21 protein-coding genes are annotated in these 20394 nt (G+C 65.0%); 17 read left to right on the top strand and 4 right to left on the bottom strand.

The genetic code is table 11. The features are described 5' to 3' along the window. The first annotated feature begins 18 nt into the window (after nucleotides 1-18). From IC609_RS09390 to IC609_RS09360, 7 genes are read left to right on the top strand one after another with little or no spacing between them, the layout of a single operon-like run. Nucleotides 19-435 carry a DUF2069 domain-containing protein gene (locus IC609_RS09390; RefSeq protein WP_225224101.1) on the top strand — a complete coding sequence of 139 codons (417 nt, stop codon included), beginning with the start codon at nucleotides 19-21 and terminating at the stop codon, nucleotides 433-435. After that, nucleotides 432-1853: an FAD-binding oxidoreductase gene (locus IC609_RS09385; protein WP_191819240.1), complete on the top strand. Its 1422-nt coding sequence runs from the start codon at nucleotides 432-434 to the stop codon at nucleotides 1851-1853. The genes IC609_RS09390 and IC609_RS09385 overlap by 4 nt, the downstream gene beginning before the upstream one ends. Further along, nucleotides 1850-2716: an aldo/keto reductase gene (locus IC609_RS09380; protein WP_191819239.1), complete on the top strand. Its 867-nt coding sequence runs from the start codon at nucleotides 1850-1852 to the stop codon at nucleotides 2714-2716. The genes IC609_RS09385 and IC609_RS09380 overlap by 4 nt, the downstream gene beginning before the upstream one ends. A 26-nt stretch (nucleotides 2717-2742) precedes the next feature. Next, a complete protein-coding gene (locus IC609_RS09375; protein WP_191819238.1) occupies nucleotides 2743-3108 on the top strand; it encodes a YkgJ family cysteine cluster protein in 366 nt (121 codons plus the stop codon). Continuing rightward, nucleotides 3083-3934, top strand: coding sequence for a thymidylate synthase (locus IC609_RS09370; RefSeq protein WP_191819237.1), 852 nt, complete (start codon nucleotides 3083-3085; stop codon nucleotides 3932-3934). The genes IC609_RS09375 and IC609_RS09370 overlap by 26 nt, the downstream gene beginning before the upstream one ends. A gap of 11 nt (nucleotides 3935-3945) precedes the next feature. Next, a complete protein-coding gene (locus IC609_RS09365; RefSeq protein ID WP_191819236.1) occupies nucleotides 3946-4434 on the top strand; it encodes a dihydrofolate reductase in 489 nt (162 codons plus the stop codon). Between the two features lie 10 nt (nucleotides 4435-4444). Further along, nucleotides 4445-5017, top strand: coding sequence for a DUF4337 domain-containing protein (locus IC609_RS09360; RefSeq protein ID WP_191819235.1), 573 nt, complete (start codon nucleotides 4445-4447; stop codon nucleotides 5015-5017). Between the two features lie 33 nt (nucleotides 5018-5050). Here the strand turns inward: IC609_RS09360 and IC609_RS09355 are convergent, their stop codons facing one another. Then, nucleotides 5051-5821: an IclR family transcriptional regulator gene (locus IC609_RS09355; RefSeq protein WP_191819234.1), complete on the bottom strand. Its 771-nt coding sequence runs from the start codon at nucleotides 5819-5821 to the stop codon at nucleotides 5051-5053. A gap of 89 nt (nucleotides 5822-5910) precedes the next feature. On the opposite strand from IC609_RS09355, the gene IC609_RS09350 reads away from it, so the two are divergent. The 10 genes from IC609_RS09350 to xth all read left to right on the top strand — a co-directional run bounded on the left by IC609_RS09350 (nucleotide 5911) and on the right by xth (nucleotide 15310). Continuing rightward, nucleotides 5911-6888, top strand: a complete 978-nt coding sequence (locus IC609_RS09350; protein ID WP_191819233.1) for a Bug family tripartite tricarboxylate transporter substrate binding protein — start codon at nucleotides 5911-5913, stop codon at nucleotides 6886-6888. A 64-nt stretch (nucleotides 6889-6952) separates the two neighbouring features. After that, nucleotides 6953-7801, top strand: coding sequence for an amidohydrolase family protein (locus IC609_RS09345; protein ID WP_408611039.1), 849 nt, complete (start codon nucleotides 6953-6955; stop codon nucleotides 7799-7801). After that, complete coding sequence (locus tag IC609_RS09340) at nucleotides 7798-8799, top strand: Bug family tripartite tricarboxylate transporter substrate binding protein (RefSeq protein ID WP_191819231.1); 1002 nt, start codon at nucleotides 7798-7800, stop codon at nucleotides 8797-8799. The genes IC609_RS09345 and IC609_RS09340 overlap by 4 nt, the downstream gene beginning before the upstream one ends. 32 nt (nucleotides 8800-8831) lie before the next feature. Next, nucleotides 8832-9512 carry an RraA family protein gene (locus IC609_RS09335; RefSeq protein ID WP_191819230.1) on the top strand — a complete coding sequence of 227 codons (681 nt, stop codon included), beginning with the start codon at nucleotides 8832-8834 and terminating at the stop codon, nucleotides 9510-9512. Next, nucleotides 9509-10435, top strand: coding sequence for an NAD(P)-dependent oxidoreductase (locus IC609_RS09330; protein ID WP_191819229.1), 927 nt, complete (start codon nucleotides 9509-9511; stop codon nucleotides 10433-10435). Before IC609_RS09335 ends, IC609_RS09330 begins: the two co-directional genes overlap by 4 nt. Before the next feature lie 26 nt (nucleotides 10436-10461). Beyond that, nucleotides 10462-11529, top strand: coding sequence for a cyclase family protein (locus IC609_RS09325; protein ID WP_191819847.1), 1068 nt, complete (start codon nucleotides 10462-10464; stop codon nucleotides 11527-11529). A gap of 26 nt (nucleotides 11530-11555) precedes the next feature. After that, nucleotides 11556-12530, top strand: coding sequence for a Bug family tripartite tricarboxylate transporter substrate binding protein (locus tag IC609_RS09320; protein WP_191819228.1), 975 nt, complete (start codon nucleotides 11556-11558; stop codon nucleotides 12528-12530). Between the two features lie 13 nt (nucleotides 12531-12543). Next, on the top strand, nucleotides 12544-13521 hold the full coding sequence (locus tag IC609_RS09315; RefSeq protein WP_191819227.1) for a Bug family tripartite tricarboxylate transporter substrate binding protein: 978 nt from the start codon (nucleotides 12544-12546) through the stop codon (nucleotides 13519-13521). 7 nt (nucleotides 13522-13528) lie between these two features. Then, nucleotides 13529-14446 carry an SMP-30/gluconolactonase/LRE family protein gene (locus IC609_RS09310; protein WP_191819226.1) on the top strand — a complete coding sequence of 306 codons (918 nt, stop codon included), beginning with the start codon at nucleotides 13529-13531 and terminating at the stop codon, nucleotides 14444-14446. Between the two features lie 84 nt (nucleotides 14447-14530). Beyond that, a complete protein-coding gene (gene xth / locus IC609_RS09305; RefSeq protein ID WP_191819225.1) occupies nucleotides 14531-15310 on the top strand; it encodes an exodeoxyribonuclease III in 780 nt (259 codons plus the stop codon). Here xth and IC609_RS09300 read toward each other — a convergent pair whose 3' ends face one another. Genes IC609_RS09300 through IC609_RS09290 form a run of 3 tightly spaced genes read right to left on the bottom strand, consistent with a single transcriptional unit; the run spans nucleotide 15311 to nucleotide 20313 of the window. Further along, nucleotides 15311-16285, bottom strand: a complete 975-nt coding sequence (locus tag IC609_RS09300; RefSeq protein WP_191819224.1) for an alpha-E domain-containing protein — start codon at nucleotides 16283-16285, stop codon at nucleotides 15311-15313. Nucleotides 16286-16301: 16 nt separating this feature from the next. Continuing rightward, entirely contained in the window at nucleotides 16302-17753 is a 1452-nt protein-coding gene (locus IC609_RS09295) for a circularly permuted type 2 ATP-grasp protein (protein ID WP_191819223.1), read from the bottom strand. A gap of 58 nt (nucleotides 17754-17811) precedes the next feature. Beyond that, a complete protein-coding gene (locus IC609_RS09290) occupies nucleotides 17812-20313 on the bottom strand; it encodes a DNA internalization-related competence protein ComEC/Rec2 (RefSeq protein WP_191819222.1) in 2502 nt (833 codons plus the stop codon). Nucleotides 20314-20394 lie beyond the last annotated feature (81 nt).

The raw sequence follows: 20394 nt of genomic DNA, 5'->3' as shown, positions 1-20394 counted from the left end.
CGGTATGATGCCACCGCCATGAACCCAAATCCTGACACACTTCGCCGCCGCGTGAACATGACCCGCTGGCTGGCCACGGGCAGCCTGCTTGGACTGATCTTTCTGGGCCTGGCCTGGGAGCTGTGGCTGGCGCCGCTGCGTCCCGGTGGCTCCTGGTGGGCCATCAAGGTGCTGCCCCTGTGCATCCCGCTGGCGGGCTTGCTGAAAAACCGCATGTACACCTACCGCTGGGTCAGCCTGCTGATCTGGCTGTATTTCACCGAAGCGGCGGTGCGCGGCTGGAGCGACCGCTGGCCCTCGTCGGGCCTGGCCATGCTTGAAGGCCTGCTGTGCATCACCTTGTTTGTGGCGTGCACGCTGCATGTGCGCTGGCGCTTTCAGGCGGTTCGGTTGGCGCAAGAAGCCAGCGAAGCCCCGCCGACGGAGACCGCATGAACACCCTGATCAGCACCTTGCGCGGCATCTGTGGCGATGCCCATGTGCTCACCCACGACGACCCCACCACCGACCTGAGCGCCTGGGAGCAGGACTGGCGCAAACGGAGCCGGGGCCAAGCCCTGGCGGTGGTGCGCCCGGCCTCCACGGCCGAAGTGGCCGCGGTGGTCAAGGCCTGCGCCGCCGCAAGCACCTCCATCGTGCCGCAAGGCGGCAACACAGGGCTGGTGGTCGGCTCGGTGCCTGACGACACCGGCACCCAAATCGTGCTGAGCATGACCCGCATGAACGCGGTGCGGGCCATCGACAAGGACAACCTGACCATGACCGTTGAGGCCGGTTGCGTGCTGCAGAACCTGCAGGACGCCGCTGAAAAAGAAGGCCTGCTTTTTCCCTTGAGCCTGGCCGCCGAAGGCAGCTGCACCATCGGCGGCAACCTGGGCACCAACGCGGGCGGTACCCAGGTGGTGCGCTACGGCAACACCCGCGACCTGTGCCTTGGCCTGGAAGTCGTGACCGCCAGCGGAGAGGTCTGGCACGGCCTCACCGGCCTGCGCAAGGACAACACCGGCTACGACCTGCGTCACCTGATGATCGGCAGCGAGGGCACGCTGGGCATCATCACCGCCGCCGCCATGAAGCTTTACCCTCTGCCCGCCGTGCAGCTGACCGCGTGGGCGGCCGTGCCCAGCATGGCAGCGGCCGTGCAACTGCTGGGACTGGCCCACCAAAAGCTCGGCCCCGGCCTCACAGGCTTCGAAGTCATGGGGCAATTTGCCCTCGGTTTGGTGGACAAACACTACCCACAGCTGCGGGTGCCGCTGTTCAAGGAAGCGCCGTGGTGCGTGTTGCTGGAAAACTCGGACAGCGAAAGCGAAACCCACGCCCGCGGCCAGTTCGAAGCCTTGCTCGAAGCGGCCATGGAAGCAGGCTGCGTGAGCGACGCCGTGGTGGCCGAGAACATCGGCCAGGCCCGGGGCCTGTGGCACATCCGCGAAAGCATCCCGCTGGCCCAGGCCGAAGAAGGCCTGAACATCAAGCACGACATCAGCATCCCGGTCTCGCGCATCCCGGCCTTTGTGCAGGAAACCGACGCCCTCCTGTTGCAACACATCCCGGGTGTGCGCCTGGTGAACTTTGGGCACCTGGGCGACGGGAACCTGCACTACAACGTGCAGGCTCCCCAGGGCGCAGACGGCAAAGCCTTCCTGCGGGACTGGGAAGAGCGCGTCAACACGCTGGTGTTCGACCAGGTGGCCCGCTTCAACGGCTCCATCAGCGCCGAGCACGGCGTGGGCGAACTCAAAGCAGGCAAACTGCCCCACTACAAAGACGCCACAGCCCTGGCCATGATGCACGCCATCAAGCGCGCCCTGGACCCACAAAACATCCTGAACCCCCGCAAAGTGCTCCCATGAACCTGTCCACCATCGTGGCTGGGGCCATGCACATGGCCCGCTGGAACCTGACGACCGCTGAGCGCCTGGTCTGGATCGAAGACTGCCTGGCGCTGGGCATCACCAGCTTCGACCATGCCGACATCTACGGCAATTACGCGGTGCAAAACCTGTTCGGCGAGGCCCTGCGCCTGAAACCGGCCCTGCGACAGCAGATGCAGCTGGTGGGCAAATGCGGCATCGCCCTGCATTCAAGCCAGCGGCCCGAGCACACGCTCAAGCACTACAACACCAGCGCCCAGCACATCCGCAACAGCGTAGAAGCCAGTCTGCAGTCGCTGGGCACCGACCGGCTCGACCTGCTGCTGATCCACCGCCCGGACCCGCTGATGGACGCCGACGAAGTGGCCCGCTGCATTGAAGCGCTGCAGCACGAGGGCAAAGTGCTGGACTTTGGCGTCAGCAACCACACGGTGCAGCAGTTTGAGCTGCTCGACAGCCGCATCCCGCTGGCCACCAATCAGATCGAGCTGTCGACCCTGCACACCGACGCCCTGCTGGACGGCACACTCGACCAGGCCCAGCGCCTGCGGCGGCGCCCCATGGTCTGGTCGCCGCTCGCAGGTGGTCGCCTGTTCAGCGACATGGGCGAGCAGGCCAGCCGCACCCGGGCAGCCCTGCAGGCCGTGGCCGACGAGCACGGTGTGAACCTGGCCACGGCCGCCTACGCCTGGGTGTTGCGCCACCCCAGCCACCCGCACCTGGTCACCGGCACGGGGCGGCGCGCGGGCCTGCAAGAAGCCGTCACCGCCACGCAGCTGCACCTGAGCGTGCAGCAATGGACCCGCGTCTGGCGCGCCAGCATGGGCCACGACGTGCCCTGAATCCCCAACCCGTCCTGGAGTGCACCATGAGCCACGACGTCACGCCCTCCCCCTGCACCCGCTGCGGTGCCTGTTGCGCCAGTTTCCGCGTTTCCTTTTACTGGGCCGATGCGGCATCGCATGGACTGGCCGAGGACTGTTATGAAGCACTGACGCCTGTGATGGCCTGCATGAAAGGCACCTACAGCAAAGCGCCCCGTTGCACGGCCTTGTCCGGACAGATTGGTCAGCAGGTGGCCTGTACGGTCTACGAACACCGCCCCGGCCCGTGCCGGGAACTGCAGGCTGGAGACGACAAATGCCGCCTCGCACGGCAACGCCATGGTCTGCCGCCCTTGCTACCCGCCTCCAGTAAACTTGTGCCCCATGAGCCTCGCCAATCCCACCCCTGATCGCCCTGTCCGCAGCCAGTACGAAGACTTCATGCGCCACGTCTATACGACAGGTGTGCAAAAGGGTGACCGCACCGGCACCGGCACGCGCAGCGTGTTTGGCCACCAGATGCGTTTTGACCTGAACGAAGGCTTTCCGCTGGTCACCACCAAGAAGGTGTTTCTGAAGGCCATCATCGTGGAGTTGCTGTGGTTTTTGCGCGGCGACAGCAACGTGAAATGGCTGCAAGAGCGCGGCTGCACCATCTGGGACGAATGGGCCCGCGAAGATGGCTCGCTCGGCCCCGTTTATGGTGTGCAATGGCGCAGCTGGCCGACCCCGGGTGGTGGCCACATTGACCAGATCCAGCAGGTCATGGACACGCTCAAGAATAACCCAGACAGCCGCCGCATCATCGTCAGCGCCTGGAACGTGGCCGAACTGGACCAGATGGCCCTCATGCCCTGCCACGCTTTCTTCCAGTTCTATGTGGCCCCGCCGCAAAAGGCGGGTGACAAGCCGAAACTCAGCTGCCAGCTGTACCAGCGCAGCGCCGACATCTTTCTGGGCGTGCCCTTCAACATCGCCAGCTACGCCCTGCTCACCCACATGATCGCGCAGCAGTGCGACATGGACGTGGGCGACTTCATCTGGACGGGCGGTGACTGCCACATCTACAGCAACCACCACGAGCAGGTCGAGCTGCAACTGAGCCGCCAGCCTTTGGCCTACCCCACGCTGAACATCAAGCGCAAACCCGCTTCGATCTTCGACTACGAGTACGAGGACTTTGAAGTGACCGGCTACGAATGCCACCCGCCGATCAAGGCACCCGTCGCTGTTTGAGGCCCGGCTGGATGAAATTGCACCTGATTTATGCCCGCGCCCGCAACGGCGTGATCGGCAAGGACAACCAGATGCCCTGGCATCTGCCCGAAGACCTGGCGCACTTCAAACGCGTCACGCTCGGTCAGCCCGTCATCATGGGCCGCAAGACCTGGGACTCCCTGCCCCCGAAATTCCGCCCGCTGCCGGGCCGCTTCAACATCGTGGTCACCCGACAAGGCGACTGGCAGGCCGAGGGTGCCCTGCGGGCCAGCTCGATTGAAGACGCCATGCGCCTGTGTGGTGCCGCGCCCGATGCCTGGATCATGGGCGGCGCCGAGATCTACCGCCAGGCCGAGCCGCTGGCCAGCACGGCGGTGGTCACCGAAATTGATGCCGATTTTGAAGGTGACGCCTACGCCCCGGTGCTTGGCGCAGACTGGGCCGAAATCCAGCGCGAACCGCATGTGGCGGCCAATGGCCTGCCATTCAGCTTTGTGACTTTCCAACATTCCATCTGAGGAGACAGACATGTCAGGACACGGTTTTCATGTTCACGGCCCCCACGACCATGAGCTGGAGCACGCCGCCCAGGGCCATGGCGACGGCCACACCAGCTCGATCGCCATGTTCACCGCCATCATCGCCACGGTGGGTGCGATTTTTGGCTACATGGGCGGTGCGACCCAGGCCAATGCCGGTCTGTACAAGAACAACGCGGCCATCAAAAAGACCGAAGCGTCCAACCAGTGGAATTACTACCAGGCCAAAAGCAGCAAGCAAAATCTGAGCGAGCTGGCCTTGGAACTGGCCCCTGCCAAAAAAGAGTTCTACCAGGACGAGATCAAGCGGTACAAGTCCGAAAAGAGCGAGATCAAGGCTGCTGCAGAAAAGCTGGAAGCCGAGTCCAAGCACTGGGACGAACTGTCGGACGAGCAAATGCACCAGCACCACCGTTGGGCACAGGCCACCACCGTGCTGCAGGTGGCCATTGCCATGGCCGCCATTGCCCTGCTGTCGCGCCGCAAATGGCTGGAATACGTCATGTACGGCGCAGGCGCCATTGGCGTGGTGATCGGCGGTCTGGCCGCGCTGCACATCTGAGCCCCCCAGCCTGCAACCGCAGGCTGTGTTTTTTCAGGGATGCCAAGTGGAAATGACGCTGGGTGTCTCTGCCGAGCGGGCACCGGCCAAGGCATACGACAGCTTGTTGGCGGCATCCATCACGGTTTGTGCAAAGGCCTCCAGCTGCGTCTGATCGAGGCGTGAAGTCGGCCCCGAAATGCACATCGAACCCAGCAGCTTCCAGTTCAGTCCAAAAACCGGTGCCGCCACGCTGGACACCTGCGGTTCGCGCTCGCCCATGGAAACGTGGTAACCCCGGCGGCGAATGTCTTCATAGATCCCGCCAGGCTCACCTGAAAAAGCCAGGATCACACGACCTGGCGCACCCAAGCTCAAAGGCAGGCGCATGCCAATGCGCACATGGTGCCTCACCGATTGCGGCCCCTCGACCCGGGAAATGCAGGCCCGCTCCTGGCCTTCCCGCACATAAAAGGATGCACTCTCGCGGGTCTCCTGGCTCAAGGCACGCAGGGTCGGCTCCACCACATTGTGGATGTCAAAACCGGCCTGGTAACGCGCCCCCAGCCAGCCCGCTGCGGGCCCAAGTCGCCACTGCCCATCCTCACTCTGCACCATGAAATCCGACTGGGCCAATGTCCTGGCCAGGCGCAGCACGGTGGTGTTGTGCAGGCCTGCACGCCTGCTCAGTTCAGCCAGGCTCAATTGCCGCTCGCCAATGCGAAAGGCCTCCAGGATCTGCAAGGCGCGCGCAACGGCAAGGACGCCGCCATCGGTGGACTTGGTCGCTGGGTCAGGCGCAATGGAGGGGGCATGTTGCAGCATGAAACATCTTTCACTGTGTGAAGCATTATTGTATTCAGTGAAACACTCACTTAAAGTCCGCTGCATTCAAAAAACTTGGAGACAAACCGATGTCGCAGCCTATCCAACGCCGCCATGCCACCCTCGCCATCCTGGCAGCCTGCACACCCTGGCTGAGCTTGGCAGAGAGCTGGCCTGCCAAGCCCATACGCCTGGTCGTGCCTTTCCCGGCCGGTGGCGGCACGGACATTGTGGCCCGCGATGTCAGCAACAAGCTCACAGCGTCCACGAAGTGGAGCTTCATTGTGGACAACAAGCCGGGCTCGGGCGGCAACCTCGGCATCGACACCGTCGCCAAAGCCCCTGCCGATGGCTACAACCTGGTGATCGGTCAGACCAGCAACCTCGCCATCAACCCCACCCTCTACAGCAAACTGCCCTACGACCCCGTCAACGACCTGACCCCGATCGGTCTGATCGGCAGCGCACCGCTGGCTTTGGTGGTCGCGGCCAATTCACCCTACAAAACCCTGGCCGATGCGGTGGCCGCCGCCAAAGCGCAGCCTGGCGGACTGAACTACGCCACCTCGGGCAACGGCACCGTGGCCCACCTGGCCACCGAAATGTTCCAGCGTGAAGCGGGCGTCAAACTAACCCATGTGCCCTACAAAGGCGCGTCGCAGGGCCTGACCGATGTGATCGGGGGCTTGGTCCAGATCTATGTCTCTTCGGTGCCCACCTTGCTGGGCCACATCAAGAGCGGCAAGCTGCGCGCCCTGGCGGTGACGGCCGCCAAACGCACCGACGATCTGCCACAAGTGCCCACGGTGGCCGAATCCGGCTACAAGGGTTTTGAGGCTGTGACCTGGTTTGGTCTGCTGGGGCCTGCACGCCTGCCAGCCCACGTGGTCAGCTCGGTCAACACCGAGTTGAACAAGGCATTGAATTCACCCGATCTGCGCAAAAAGCTCGAAGACCAGGGACTGGATGTGACACCCGCCACCGCCGATCAATTTGGCAAACTGATCCGCAACGACATCGTCAAATGGGGTCGTGTGGTCAAGGACTCCGGCGCTAAAGTCGACTGAACAGGCACTGGTTTCTGACCGAGCCGTCATGCGTTCGCGTTACCCGTTCTCCGCTGGTGAATCCCTGCCCGGCACGCAACTGCCCGAGGGCGCGTGCGATGCCCATGTCCATGTCTACGACAGCAGCGTGCCCGCTGCGCCCGGCGCCCGTCTGCACCCGCCGCACGCATCCATTGACGACTACAAGCCAGTTCAGGCGCGCATGGGCACCACGCGCACCGTGCTGGTGACCCCCTCGACTTACGGCAGCAACAACGCGCCGATGCTGGCCGCACTGGCTGCCTTGGGGCCGAACGCCAAAGGCGTTGCTGTCATCCGTGGCGACGAAAGTTACGCGCATTTACGCGAGCTGCATGCACTGGGCGTGTGCGGTGTGCGCATCAACCTGTCCTTGGGCGCGACCCACGACGCGCCATCCATCGCACACATCGCCAACCGCATTGCCCCACTGGGCTGGCACCTTCAGCTGCTGATGCCCACCGACCAGCTGCTGACGCTCGCGCCTGTGCTGTGCAGCCTGCCCGTGGACCTGGTCTTCGACCACTTCGCCCGCATCACCCCAGCGCAATGTGACCAGCGGGCCCATGCCCTTGTGCTGGAACTGCTGCAAAGCGGGCGGGCCTGGGTCAAGCTCTCCGGGGGCTATCTGGTCAGCGCCACCTTGAGCACCGAAGACCCGGCCCTTGACGCACTGGCCCGCAGCTACATCGACGCCGCACCGGATCGCGTGGTCTGGGGCAGCGACTGGCCCCACGCCACCGCATCAGCGGGCCTGCAGCCCATGCCCGACGACGCACGCCAGATCGACCGGCTGGCGCAATGGGCCAGCAGCACCGCAAGCCTGCGCCAAATCCTCGTCACCAACCCCGAACGCCTGTACGGCTTCGACCCCATCCCTCAACACCAGCCATGAACAAGCACACCTCGGCTTCACGCCGTCAATGGATCAGCGCCCTGGCCAATGCAGCGGCTCTACTTGCCTCCTTCAGTCCCCCCGCCCATGCCCAAGATTGGCCCGGCACACGTCCCCTGTCGTGGATCGTGCCCTACCCGCCCGCAGGCAGCACCGACGTGATGGCTCGGGCCATCGCTCAGCGTGTGGGGGCTTCGCTGGGCACCACGGTGGTCATTGACAACAAACCCGGCGCCACTGGCACCATCGGCGGCGCCTATGTGGCCAAGGCCAGCCCGGACGGCACCACCGCCTTGATGACCACCATCGGTGCCCAGGCCATCGCCCCGCATCTGATGGGCAAACTGCCCTACGACCCTTTGCATGACCTGGAGCCGGTGGCTTTGGTCGGCACCATCCCGCACCTGCTGGTGGTCGCCCCGTCGCAGCCTTTCAAGTCGGTGGCCGAGCTGCTGGCCGCAGGCAAGGCCCGCCCCGGAGAAATCGCTTTCGCTTCGGGCGGCAACGGCACCATCCTGCAAATGCAGGCAGAGTTGCTGGCGATGCGCTCGGGCGTGCGCTTTTTGCATGTGCCCTACAAAGGCGACACCCCAGCCTTGCAGGACACCCTGGGCGCACAGGTGCAGTTCATGTTTGCGCCCGTGGCCGCCGCCATGCCCCACGTCAAGACCGGCAAGCTGCGTGCCCTGGCTGTGACTTCGGCGACGCGCCTGAAAGTGCTGCCCGATGTGCCCACCATGGCCGAAGCCGGACAAAAAGACTTCGTGGTCGAGCAGTGGCAAGGCATTTACCTGCCCGCCCGCACCCCGCCCACCACTGTCCAGCGCTTGAATGCCGAAATCAACAAGGCCCTGCGCGAGCCCGCTGTGGCCGAGCTGGCCGACAAGCTGGGCGTGACGCTGGTGGGCGGCGCGCCGCAGCGCCTGACAGACACACAAAACGCCGACTCGGCCACCTGGGCCCGTGTCATCCGCACGGCCAACATCAAGGCCGACTGAACTTCTTTTCCATTGCACACAAGGACATTCCCATGAGCCAAGACATCGTGCGCGACTTCGAGCGCGTTTCCCCCGAACTGGTCAAGCAGGCTGCGGACTTTCAAGCCGCCATCCTGGCCGACGTCGCCGGTCGCCGTGGCACCATGCACGGCCGCATCCAGGCCCTGCGCCCGCGCATGAAAGTGGCTGGCCCGGCCCTGACCGTCGAGGTGCGCCCTGGCGACAACCTGATGATCCACGCCGCGATGGCCATGGCGCAACCCGGCGATGTGCTGGTGATCGATGGCAAGGGCGACCAGACCTCGGCGCTGATGGGCACCATCATGATGACCGCCTGCCGCCAGCTGGGCATTGCCGGCGTGATCGTGGACGGCGCCGTGCGCGACAGCCTGGAGATCGACGAGATGGATTTCCCGGTGTTCTCGGTGGGTACCAACCCCAACGGCCCGACCAAGAACATTGGCGGGCGCATCGGCCACCCCATCAGCTGCGGCGGCGTGAGCGTCCAGGCCGGTGACTTTGTGCTGGCCGATGCCGACGGCATCGTGGTGGTCGAGAAGGAAAAACTCGCCAGCCTGATCCCGGCCGCCCACAAGAAGGTCGAAGACGAAGCCAAGCGCATCGCCCAGATCAAGGAAGGCCAAACCGCTGCCTCCTGGCTGGTGCCCTCGCTGCGCGCCGCAGGCGTGCTCAAGGACGGAGAAACACTGTGAGCAACCCTGCCCTCATCGTCACCGGTGCCGATCTGGCGCAGCAAGCCCTGGACCTGCTCAAGGGCTTCGAGATCGTCTACGCGGGCAAGACCCCGACCGAAGCAGACATGGTGGCCCTTTGCCAAAAGCATGACCCGGTGGCCATCATCGTGCGCTACGGCGCCGTGGGCGCCAAGGTGATGGACGCCGCGCCTTCGCTGCGCGTGATCTCCAAGCACGGCAGCGGTACCGACACGATCGACAAAGCCGCCGCCCAAGTGCGCGGCATCGAGGTGCGTGCCGCCGTGGGTGCCAACGCCGCCGCCGTGGCCGAGCAGGCCCTGGCCCTGCTGCTGGCCTGCGCCAAGTCAGTCGTGCACCTCAACACCCGCATGCACGCAGGCCACTGGGACAAGGCCACGCACAAGAGCATCGAACTGCACGGCCGCACCATCGGCCTGGTGGGCCTGGGTGCGATTGGCCAGCGCTTTGCACGCATGTGTGACGCCATGGGCATGAAGGTGATCGGCTTCGACCCGTTCGCCAAGAACCTGCCTGACCACATCCAGTCGGTCGATCTGGAGACGATCTGGCGCGAGTCGGATGCGATTTCGCTGCACTGCCCGCTGACTCCAGAGAACCGGGGCATGGTGAACGCCCAAACCCTGGCGCAGTGCAAAAAAGGCGTGATCGTGGTCAACACCGCCCGTGGTGGTCTGGTCAACGAAGCGGATCTGCTGGCTGCCGTGCAGTCGCGCCAGGTGTTTGCCGCTGGGCTCGACAGCTTTGCGGTCGAACCCATGACCGCCCCGCACCCCTTCCACAACGCACCGCACATCATCCTGAGCCCGCACATCGGCGGCGTGACGAGCGACGCCTACATCAACATGGGCGTGGGCGCGGCGCGCAATGTGTTGGACGTGCTGGCCCAGGCCACGGCCTGAGGCCATCCACCATGACCACGCAGGCGATGAGCCCACGCTGGAAACATTCCCCACCCGGCAGCCACTGGGGGGAATTCGGCCCCGACGACCGCCTGGGCCGCATGAACCTGGTCACCCCCGCCAAGGTGCGCCAAGGCATGGCCGAGGTGCGCGAAGGATTGACGTTTTGCCTGTCGCTGCCACTGGACGTGCCCGGCGGCATGGCGCTCAATGCCCGCCGCCTGCCGCCCCGGCTCTATGGCACGCTGCGCGATGGCGCCAGCCAGGGTGTGCAAGGCTTTTGCTGGTCCTATGCCAGCGAAGACCCCAACCTGACCGACGTCGTCTGCGACGAGGTCATGCTGATGAACACCCAGTACTCCACCCAGTGGGACAGCCTGGCGCACATCGGCAGCCGCTTCGATGCCGACGGCGACGGCGAGGCCGAGGCGGTCTTCTACAACGGCTTTCGTGCGGGCACCGACCTGCACCCGGGCACCACCGACCCGGCAGCCCCGCAAGACTGGGCACGCTACCCCGACCCGGATGCAGGCGCTTTGGGTGTGGCCCATCTGGCCGTGCATGGCGCGCAAGGGCGCGGTGTGCTGATCGATCTGGACAAGCACATCGGCCGCCAGAGGGTGGCCGTGGGCTACGAGCCGCTGATGCGCATCCTCGAAGCCGACCGGATTGACATCGAGGAAGGCGACATGGTCTGCCTGCACACCGGCTTCGCCGACACGCTGCTGGCCATGCGCAAGCAGCCCGATGTGAAACACCTGCACGCCACCGGCAGTGGCCTGGACGGCTCGGACGAGCGCCTGCTCAAATGGATCACCGACACGCGGCTGGCCTGCCTGATGGCCGACAACCCGGCGGTGGAGCTGGTGGCGGGACCGTCACTCACGCGCAGCACCCCGCTGCGCGGGCCCCGCCTGCCACTGCACGAGCACTGTCTGTTCAAGAACGGCATCCACCTGGGCGAACTCTGGTGGCTCACGCCGCTGGCGCAGTGGTTGCGCGACGCAGGCCGTTCCCGCTTTTTGCTCACGGCCCCGCCGTTGCGCCTGCCCGGCGCAGCGGGTTCGCCCGTGACCCCCATCGCCACAGTTTGATTTCTATCCACACCAGAGGAAGACACATGCAACGCAGAACCTTCAACGCCCGCCTGGCCACCACCGGTCTGGCCTTGTTCATGGCCAGCTCTGCCGCTTTAGCCGCCTGGCCCGAGGGCAAACCCATCAGCATCGTGGTGCCCTACGCACCGGGCGGCACGGCCGACGCCCTGGCCCGCCTGATCGCCCAGCATCTGGGCCCCAAACTGGGCACCTCGGTGGTGGTGGTCAACAAGGCCGGGGCCAGCGGCGTCATCGGCGCGCAAGCCGTGGCCCAGGCATCTCCCGATGGCTTCACGGTGCTGTACGACGCGACCCCGTTCTCGATCAACCCGCACCTTCAAAAGCTCCCCTACGATGCCGACAAGGACCTGATCCCTGTGACCCAGGTGGGCGTGACGCCCATGCTGATGACCGTGCCCAAAGCCTCGCCTTACGCCACAGCGGCCGACTTGATCAAGGCGGGCAAGGCCCAACCCGGCAAGCTGACCTTCGCCTCGGGCGGCCAGGGCACGGTGCAGTACATGGCCCCAGAGCTGATGAACCAGGCGGCCGGTGTGAACATGCTGCACATCCCCTACAAGAGTGGCGGTCTGGCGATCACAGGCACCATTGCCGCTGAGGTGGACATGGGCTTTTTCAACCTGCCAGCCATCAGCAGCCACGTCAAGGGCGGCACCGTGAAGGCCTTGGCCATCACCTCGGCCCAACGCAACCCGCTGTTCCCCGACGTGCCCACCGTGGCCGAAGTGATCGGCAAGCCTTATGAGTCCTATGAGTGGAATGGCGTCTTCCTGCCGCGCGGCACCCCGGCTGAGATCGTCAACCGCCTGAACGCGGCCCTGCGCGAGGTGCTCGCCATGCCCGAGATCAAGGCCAAGTTCGACAGCCTGGGTTCGCGCATCGTGGCGTCTTCGCCCGAAGACTTCCGCAAATACCTGACGGCCGAATCCGGCCGCTGGGCCGCCACGGTCAAGGCCGCAGGCATCAAGAAAGAGTGAAGGAAGACTTCGCATGACCACACTGAGACTTTCTCATCGCCTGGCCGTCGCAGCACTGCTGACCCTGGCCACGGCCAGCGCCTGGGCGCAGGCCTGGCCCAGCAAGCCCGTGCGCATCGTGGTCGGCTTCTCGGCCGGTGGCCCGACCGACGTGGTGGCACGCGCCTTTGCCGAACACGCTGCACGTGCGCTGGGTCAGCCCGTGATCGTGGACAACAAGCCCGGTGCCAACACCATCCTGGCCGCCGAAGCGGTGGCTGCCGCGCCCGCTGACGGCTACACCCTGCTGATGGCCGCCACCAACCACACCATGATCCCGGCGCTCTACAGCGCCCGCGTCAAGTTCGATGCGGTGCGCTCCTTTGCGCCCATCTGCACCCTGGCCGTCAGCCCCACGGTGCTGGTGACCGGCCCGGCCATGACGGCCAAAACCCTGGGCGCCTTCATGCAGCAGGTGCGTGAAGCGCCGGGCAAACGCTCGTACGGCACACCCGGCACCGGCAGCTCGGGCCACTTTGCCAGCGAGCAGTTCTTGCGCATGACGGGCTTGAGCATGAACCACATCCCCTACAAAGGCGCTGCGCAAGTGGTGACCGATGTGATGGGCGGCCAGCTCGACAGCTCGTTTGCCACACTGGGCTCGGTGCTGCCGCAGGTCCAGGGCGGCAAGCTCACCGCATTGGCTGTGGCTTCGCCGCGCCGCTCCAGCCTCTTGCCCAACGTGCCTACCTTTGCCGAAGCGGGCGTCAAGGGCTACACAGCCGACGCCTGGTATGGCCTGCTTGCCCCCGCGGGCACGCCCGCCGCCGTGCTGCAAACCCTGGAAAAAGTGGCCGCCCAGTTCACCGAACAAGCCGGCACCGTGGCCAAACTGCAGAGCCTGGGCATGGAACCACAGCACAGCTGCGGCAGCACCTTTGGTGCCGATATGGACCGCGACGCCAAGGCCTATGCCCAGCTGGCCCGCGCACTCGACCTCAAGGCAGAATAAGCCCACCATGTTCCTGCTCAAGCCCCCCACCGTTCGCCCCCTGGAACTGTTCAGTTCCATGCCCGACCAATACCGCCAAACGGGCGTGCGCAGCCTCTGGGCTGACGTGAACCAGGGCGGTCGGCTGGCCGACTCCTTCCTTGAAGGACCGGTGCTGGACGCGCAGGGCCATCTGTACGTGACCGACATCCCTTTCGGACGGGTATTCCGCATCGACCCCCGTGGCGAATGGGATCTGGTGGCCCAATGGGACGGCGAACCCAACGGCATGAAGTTCCTCAGCGAAGGACAGCTGTTGGTGACGGATTACAAAAACGGCCTGGTGGTGCTGGACATCCAGAGCGGCCAGGTGCGGCCTTTCCTGGAGCGGCGCAACAGCGAACGCTTCAAGGGGGTCAACGATCTGGTGTTTGACTCCCAAGGCAACCTGTACTTCACCGACCAGGGCCAGACCGGTCTGCACGACCCCACGGGCCGCGTCTACCGGCTGGCACCCGACGGGCGGCTGGACATGCTGCTGTCCAACGTGCCCAGCCCCAATGGCATCGTGCTGTCCAACGACGAGCGCTTCTTGTTTGTGGCCGCCACACGCGGCAACTGCGTCTGGCGCATGCCGCTGCTGGCCGACGGCAGCGTGTCCAAGGCCGGGCAATTCTTCACGTCGTACGGCCCCAGCGGTCCGGATGGCCTGGCGATGGACGAAGGCGGTCGATTGCTGGTGGCCAATCCGGGGCTGGCCTATGTCTGGGTGCTGGGCTCACGCGCAGAACCCGAAGAAGTGCTGACCGGCCCTGCGGGCGCCTCCATCACCAATCTGGCGTTTGGCGGCGCTGAGCGCCGAACCGTTTACTGCACCGACTCAACACACGGCCACATCTTGAAGGCCGACATGGCTCAGGCGGGCACCCGCCTGCACACGCGCTGAGCTGCAACCCGACTGTTGCCAGAGGAGCGGTTTTCAATTCACGGACAATATGGCTTGATCTGTTCAAGCTTCTTCCACGACCTCATGAAAATCGCCACCTGGAACGTCAACTCTCTTTCGGTGCGCCTGCCCCAGGTGCTGGACTGGCTGGCCGCCCATCCCACCGATGTGCTGGCCCTGCAGGAGCTCAAGCTCACCGACGACAAATTTCCCGCTTCAGCCTTCCAGGAGGCCGGCTACCAGGCCCAGTGGTTCGGCCAGAAGACCTACAACGGCGTGGCCTTGATCTCCAAAACCGAAGGCAGCGATGTGGTCAAGAACATCCCCGGTTTTGAAGACGACATGTCGCGTGTGATTGCAGCCACCTACCCCGACGGGGCGGGCGGCAGTCTGCGCGTGATCGGGGCCTACTTTCCCAACGGCCAGGCCCCAGACAGCGACAAGTTTGTCTACAAAATGCGCTGGCTCGACGCCCTGCGCGACTGGGTGAAGACCGAAATGGAAAAGCACCCGCAGCTGGTGCTAATGGGCGACTACAACATCACCTTTGACGAGTTGGACATGTGGGACCCGGTCGGCCTCAAAGACACCATCCACTGCACCGAAGCCGAACGCGAAAAACTCAAGGCGCTGACCGACCTGGGTCTGACCGACAGCTTCAGGTTGTTTGAGCAGCCCGAGAAAAGCTACAGCTGGTGGGACTACCGCGAGTTCGCGTTCCGGCGCAACCGGGGACTGCGCATCGACCACATCCTGGTCTCGCAAGCCGTGCGCGACCAGGCCACGGCCTGCGTCATCGACCGGGCCCCTCGCAAAAACGAGCGGCCCAGCGACCACGCCCCCGTGGTCTTGACTCTGGGCTGATCACCCCGCCTGCGGCAACAAAAACTCGCGGCTGATGTGCCCGCCCAGGGTGTTCACGCGCTCCAGGAACTGGGTCAGGAAGGCATGCAGGCCTGTGGCCAGAATTTCGTCCACGCGGCCAAACGCCAGTTCGCCGCGCAGCTTGCCCGCCTGCCGCAGGGTCTCGCTGGACGCGTCCGATGACACCAGCCGCAGGTTGGCCATCACCTCGTTCAGGCTGGCGTGCAGCGAACGCGGCATGTCGGCACGCAGGATCAGCAACTCGGCCACACGCTCGGGCTTGATCACGTCGCGGTAGACCTTGCGGTACACCTCGAAGCCGCTGACGCTGCGCAAAATGGCGCTCCAGTGGTAGAAGTCGTATTCCTTCTCCGCTTCGCCCTCATGGCCCGCCAGGGGCATGCCGAAGTAGTCGTTGTCCATGGCGTGGAATTTCACATCCACCAGCCGCGCCGTGTTGTCCGCACGCTCCAGAAAGGTACCCAGGCGCATGAAATGCAGCGCCTCGTCCATCAGCATGGTGCCCACCGTCACCCCGCGCGAGAGGTGCGAGCGGAACTTGACCCACTCAAAGAACTGGCCCGGGTCGCGCTCGAATTGGCCACTCTTGAGCATGCGGTTGACCTCCAGCCAGGTCTGGTTTTGGGTCTCCCACACCTCGGTGGTCAAAGTGCCCCGAACGGCGCGGGCGTTTTCGCGGGCAGCGCGCAGGCAAGAGATGATCGAAGAAGGGTTGTCCACATCCTTGACCATGAACTCCATCACATCGCGTGGGTTGATGGTCTTGTACAGCGCCAGATACGAAGGCAGCAACTCGCTGATGGAGAGGATGCCTTCCCAACCGGCCTGCGCAGCGGCGGCCGACTGCGGCAGCAGCGAAGTCTCGTAGCTCACATTGAGCATGCGTGCGGTGTTTTCGGCCCGCTCCATGTAGCGGGACATCCAGAAGAGGTGATCGGCGGTTCTTGAAAGCATGTGTGTGTTCTCCCCTTCAGTCCTGCAAAATCCAGGTGTCCTTGGTGCCGCCGCCTTGCGAGGAGTTCACCACCAAAGAGCCTTCCTTGAGCGCCACGCGGGTCAGGCCCCCGGGCACCATCTGCACCGTGCGGCCCGACAGCACAAAGGGCCGCAGGTCGATGTGGCGCGGCGCGATACCGCTGTCCACATAGGTGGGGCAGCTCGACAAACTCAACGTGGGTTGTGCGATGTAGCCCTCAGGGTTGGCCAGCAGCGCGCCACGGAAGCGCTCGATCTCGGCCTGGGTCGCAGCAGGCCCCACCAGCATGCCGTAGCCGCCTGCGCCGTGCACCTCTTTGACCACCAGGTCTTTGAGGTTGGCCAGGGTGTACTGCAAATCCTCGGGCTTGCGGCACATGTAGGTGGGCACGTTCTTGAGGATGGGCTCCTCGCCCAGGTAAAACTTGATCATGTCGGGCACATAGGGGTAGATCGACTTGTCGTCGGCCACGCCCGTGCCCACCGCGTTGCAAATTGCCACATGCCCGGCCTTGTAGGCCTCCATCAGGCCCGCGCAGCCCAGTGTGGAGGTGGGGCGGAACACATTCGGGTCCAAAAAGTCGTCGTCCACCCGGCGGTAGATCACGTCCACCCGCTTGGGGCCGCGTGTGGTGCGCATGTAGACGAACTTGTCTTTGACGAACAGGTCTTGCCCCTCGACCAGCTCCACACCCATCTGCTGCGCCAAAAAGGCGTGCTCGAAGTAGGCGCTGTTGTACATGCCGGGCGTGAGCACCACCACCGTGGGCTCGGCCGTGGTGGCGGGGCTGCTGGCACGCAAGGTCTCCAGCAGCAGGTCGGGGTAATGCGCCACAGGGGCCACGCGGTGCTGGCTGAACAGGTCAGGGAACAGCCGCATCATCATCTTGCGGTCTTCGAGCATGTAGCTCACGCCGCTAGGCACACGCAGGTTGTCTTCGAGCACGTAATACTCGCCGTGGCCTGCGCTGTCGGGGGCGCGCACGATGTCGATGCCGCTGATGTGCGAGTAGATGTTGTTGGGCACATCCACGCCCACCATTTCGGGACGGAATTGGGCGTTGCCCTCGATCTGCTCACGGGGGATGATGCCCGCCTTCAGGATGTCTTGGTCGTGGTACACGTCATGGATGAATCGGTTGAGCGCGGTGACGCGTTGCACTAGGCCCGCCTCCATGCCTTTCCACTCCTTGGCTGCGATGATGCGGGGGATCAGGTCAAATGGGATCAAGCGCTCTGTGCCGGAGCCGTCTTCGTCCTTGTCGCCATAAACAGCAAAGGTGATGCCCACGCGGCGGAAAATGACCTCGGCCTCTTCGCGCCGGGCCTGCATCACGCTGTTGTCCTGCCCAGCCAGCCAGCGGGCATACGCCTCGTAGTGCTGTCTCACTTCACCCGCATCGCCTTCGGCCGGCAGTCGGGCATACATTTCATCGAATCGGCGCATACAGAACTCTCCTGACCACAGCTTAGCAAGTTGCGTACCCGATCAGGGTTGACCCGCATCAAGGTGGTGGGACGTGGTGCCAATACCGTGGGTTTTCTGCACGTTCGCAACGCAAAGCCCGGGGGGCATCGCTGCGCCAAGTGGCCGCACCACAATGGGAGGTGTCAAACCAAGCGATCCCTGCTTCCCGGTAGCGGGCCACCACGGCAGGGGCTGGGTGACCGAAACGGTTGCGGTATCCGGCCTGCGCCAACGCCACGGCAGGCTTCAGATCCTGCAGCAGCTCGGGCGTGGACGATGTCTTGCTGCCGTGGTGGGGCACCAGCCAGAAGTCCACCGCAGATACCCCGCGCGCCAGCAGCTCGCGCTCTTGCACCGCCTCGATGTCCCCCGCCAGAATGGCCGAGACCGTTGCCGTCTGGATACGCAATACGCAGCTCAGTGCATTGCTTTTGCGCGAGCGCTCAAAATCCTCGGCCAGCGGGTGCAGCACCTCGAACTGCACACCGTCCCAGACCCAGCGCTGGCCCGCCTCGCAACGCTGGCCGGGGCGTGTGCGCAACAAAGGATGCTCGGGTTCCAGCGAAGACCACAGCCGCGCCTGCGGCTGCATGGCAAGCACCGCCGCAGCGCCGCCCGTGTGGTCGCTGTCGCGGTGGCTGAGCATCAGCACATCGAGCTTCTCTCCGGCCTGTGCCAAGAGCGGCACCAGCACCCGGTGCCCCGCATCGCTCTCGGGTGAATAGCGCGGCCCCGCGTCGTAGAGCAAGCTGTGGTAGGCGGTGCGCACCAGCACCGCGTTGCCCTGCCCCACATCAGCGGCCAGCAATTCAAAACTGCCCGGGGCCGGGCGTGGCGCCGTCCAAAACAGCGCCGGCAAAAGCAGGGGCAGACCCCACACACGCCACGACCAGGGGCCAGATAACAAGACCGCTGTGGCCCCAACCAGCGCCAGCAACGCCAGTGGCCAGGGCGGCATGGGCATGGGCCAGCTCGCCCCAGGCCATGCGGCCAGCCAGGCGAGCAGCCAGGCCAAGGGCTGCAAGCACGCCTGCGCTGCGTCCCACAGCACAGGCAGCAGCACACCCAACAAGGCCAGTGGTGTGACCAGGACAGTGATCCACGGGATCGCCACCAGGTTGGCCAGCAAGCCCACCAGCGACACCTGCCCGAAAAAGAGCACCGTCAAAGGCGTCAGCGCCAGCGTGACCACAGCCTGCTCGCGCAGCAAAGCGCCCCCACGCTGCAGCAGCGCCGCACGCCATGCCCGCACACCGCCATCAGGCACCCTATCGGTGCATGCATCCTCCATAACGGTGCGCTCGGGTCCAAAAACCAGTAGGGCTTCAGATCTTTGATCAGGTCGATCGGTGGCGAGCAACACACCCACCGCCACAAAGCTCAGCCAGAAACCCGGCTGCAGCAAGGCCCACGGGTCCAGCGTCACCACCGCTGCAGCGGCCAGGCCCCACACCCCGCGCCAATGCCAGTCGCGCGCCGACAGGCGCAAGAGCGCCACCACCGCCAGCATCGCCACTGTGCGCTGCGCGGGCACACCCCAGCCGCTGAACAAGGCATAGAGCGCAGCCACCGTCACCCCCACCACCGCACCCACCTGCGGCGCGGGCCAGCGCAAAGCCCAGTTGCGCCCCCACATGGCGCTGCGCCGCCACAGGCCAGAAGCCAAGGCCGCGGCCAACCAGGCCAGCATGGTCACATGCACCCCGGAGATGCTCATCAGGTGCGAGACCCCGGTGGCGCGGAACACATCCCAGTCGCTGCGGTCGATCGCGGCCTGATCGCCCGTGACGAGCGCTGCCAAAATGCCCGCCGCCTTGAGCCCATCGCCTGGCCCACCGCCTGCAGCGCTGCCCAGCCGGGTCAGCAGGCGGTCGCGCACCAGCTGACGGGCCCACTCCACCGGATGCTTGAAGGTGGCTGCGAGTCGCTCGGGCGGCGGGTCCGCGCGGCCCTGGCGCACATAGCCCGTGGCGCGGATGCCCTGCTCCCACAGCCACAACTCGTAGTCATACCCGTGCGGATTGCGTTGCCCATGCGGCGCTTTGAGCCGCACCCGAAAGCGCCAACGCTCGCCCGCCTGCACAGGCTCAGGAACAGCCTGCGGGGCCTGCACCTCGTCGCGCAAAGAGGCGACATACCAACCCAGGTAAACCTCACGCGGGACTTGCGCTGGCACGGGCAGCGCCTGGCCAGCCAGCCGGGCTTCTTCGATCTCAAACCTGAAGCGCCAACCCACATCCTGGCGCTGGGGCATGGCCTGCACGACCCCCACCACATCCAGGTCGCGCCCCTCCAGATGCGGGGCGATGGACGGGCTGCGCAACCAGGCATGCCCACCCGTGATGGCCCAAGCCAATGCGGCCAGGCACGCACACTGCACCAGCACATGCCGCCCCCTCAGGAGCGCCAGTGCCACCGCCGCCAGCAAGGCATAGCCCCACCATGGCCACAAGGCGCTCTGCTGCAGCTGCAGCGCCACACCACCTACCCAAGCCAACAGCCCCCCATGCAGGTGCCTCGCCCACCGAAGTCGAACCATGACGTGTCTCCCTGACCGTGGCGCTGTGTACTTTTGGCATCTTGGCGCGCCTCTTGCTAGTTTAGTTGGGCCCCCTTGCTT

Origin of the sequence: Limnohabitans radicicola, from assembly GCF_014837235.1 — a bacterium.
Classification (GTDB): domain Bacteria; phylum Pseudomonadota; class Gammaproteobacteria; order Burkholderiales; family Burkholderiaceae_C; genus Limnohabitans_A; species Limnohabitans_A radicicola.
This window is presented reverse-complemented; position numbering and strand designations above follow the sequence as displayed.

Excerpts from the sequence above, each read along its gene's own strand:
- IC609_RS09355 (WP_191819234.1), bottom strand. The coding sequence starts at position 5,821 with ATGCTGCAACATGCCCCCTCCATTGCGCCTGACCCAGCGACCAAGTCC.
- IC609_RS09300 (WP_191819224.1), bottom strand. The coding sequence starts at position 16,285 with ATGCTTTCAAGAACCGCCGATCACCTCTTCTGGATGTCCCGCTACATG.
- IC609_RS09315 (WP_191819227.1), top strand. The coding sequence starts at position 12,544 with ATGACCACACTGAGACTTTCTCATCGCCTGGCCGTCGCAGCACTGCTG.
- IC609_RS09365 (WP_191819236.1), top strand. The coding sequence starts at position 3,946 with ATGAAATTGCACCTGATTTATGCCCGCGCCCGCAACGGCGTGATCGGC.
- IC609_RS09380 (WP_191819239.1), top strand. The coding sequence starts at position 1,850 with ATGAACCTGTCCACCATCGTGGCTGGGGCCATGCACATGGCCCGCTGG.
- IC609_RS09375 (WP_191819238.1), top strand. The coding sequence starts at position 2,743 with ATGAGCCACGACGTCACGCCCTCCCCCTGCACCCGCTGCGGTGCCTGT.
- IC609_RS09385 (WP_191819240.1), top strand. The coding sequence starts at position 432 with ATGAACACCCTGATCAGCACCTTGCGCGGCATCTGTGGCGATGCCCAT.
- IC609_RS09290 (WP_191819222.1), bottom strand. The coding sequence starts at position 20,313 with ATGGTTCGACTTCGGTGGGCGAGGCACCTGCATGGGGGGCTGTTGGCT.
- IC609_RS09340 (WP_191819231.1), top strand. The coding sequence starts at position 7,798 with ATGAACAAGCACACCTCGGCTTCACGCCGTCAATGGATCAGCGCCCTG.
- IC609_RS09335 (WP_191819230.1), top strand. The coding sequence starts at position 8,832 with ATGAGCCAAGACATCGTGCGCGACTTCGAGCGCGTTTCCCCCGAACTG.
- xth (WP_191819225.1), top strand. The coding sequence starts at position 14,531 with ATGAAAATCGCCACCTGGAACGTCAACTCTCTTTCGGTGCGCCTGCCC.
- IC609_RS09310 (WP_191819226.1), top strand. The coding sequence starts at position 13,529 with ATGTTCCTGCTCAAGCCCCCCACCGTTCGCCCCCTGGAACTGTTCAGT.
- IC609_RS09390 (WP_225224101.1), top strand. The coding sequence starts at position 19 with ATGAACCCAAATCCTGACACACTTCGCCGCCGCGTGAACATGACCCGC.
- IC609_RS09320 (WP_191819228.1), top strand. The coding sequence starts at position 11,556 with ATGCAACGCAGAACCTTCAACGCCCGCCTGGCCACCACCGGTCTGGCC.
- IC609_RS09370 (WP_191819237.1), top strand. The coding sequence starts at position 3,083 with ATGAGCCTCGCCAATCCCACCCCTGATCGCCCTGTCCGCAGCCAGTAC.
- IC609_RS09295 (WP_191819223.1), bottom strand. The coding sequence starts at position 17,753 with ATGCGCCGATTCGATGAAATGTATGCCCGACTGCCGGCCGAAGGCGAT.
- IC609_RS09360 (WP_191819235.1), top strand. The coding sequence starts at position 4,445 with ATGTCAGGACACGGTTTTCATGTTCACGGCCCCCACGACCATGAGCTG.
- IC609_RS09350 (WP_191819233.1), top strand. The coding sequence starts at position 5,911 with ATGTCGCAGCCTATCCAACGCCGCCATGCCACCCTCGCCATCCTGGCA.
- IC609_RS09325 (WP_191819847.1), top strand. The coding sequence starts at position 10,462 with ATGAGCCCACGCTGGAAACATTCCCCACCCGGCAGCCACTGGGGGGAA.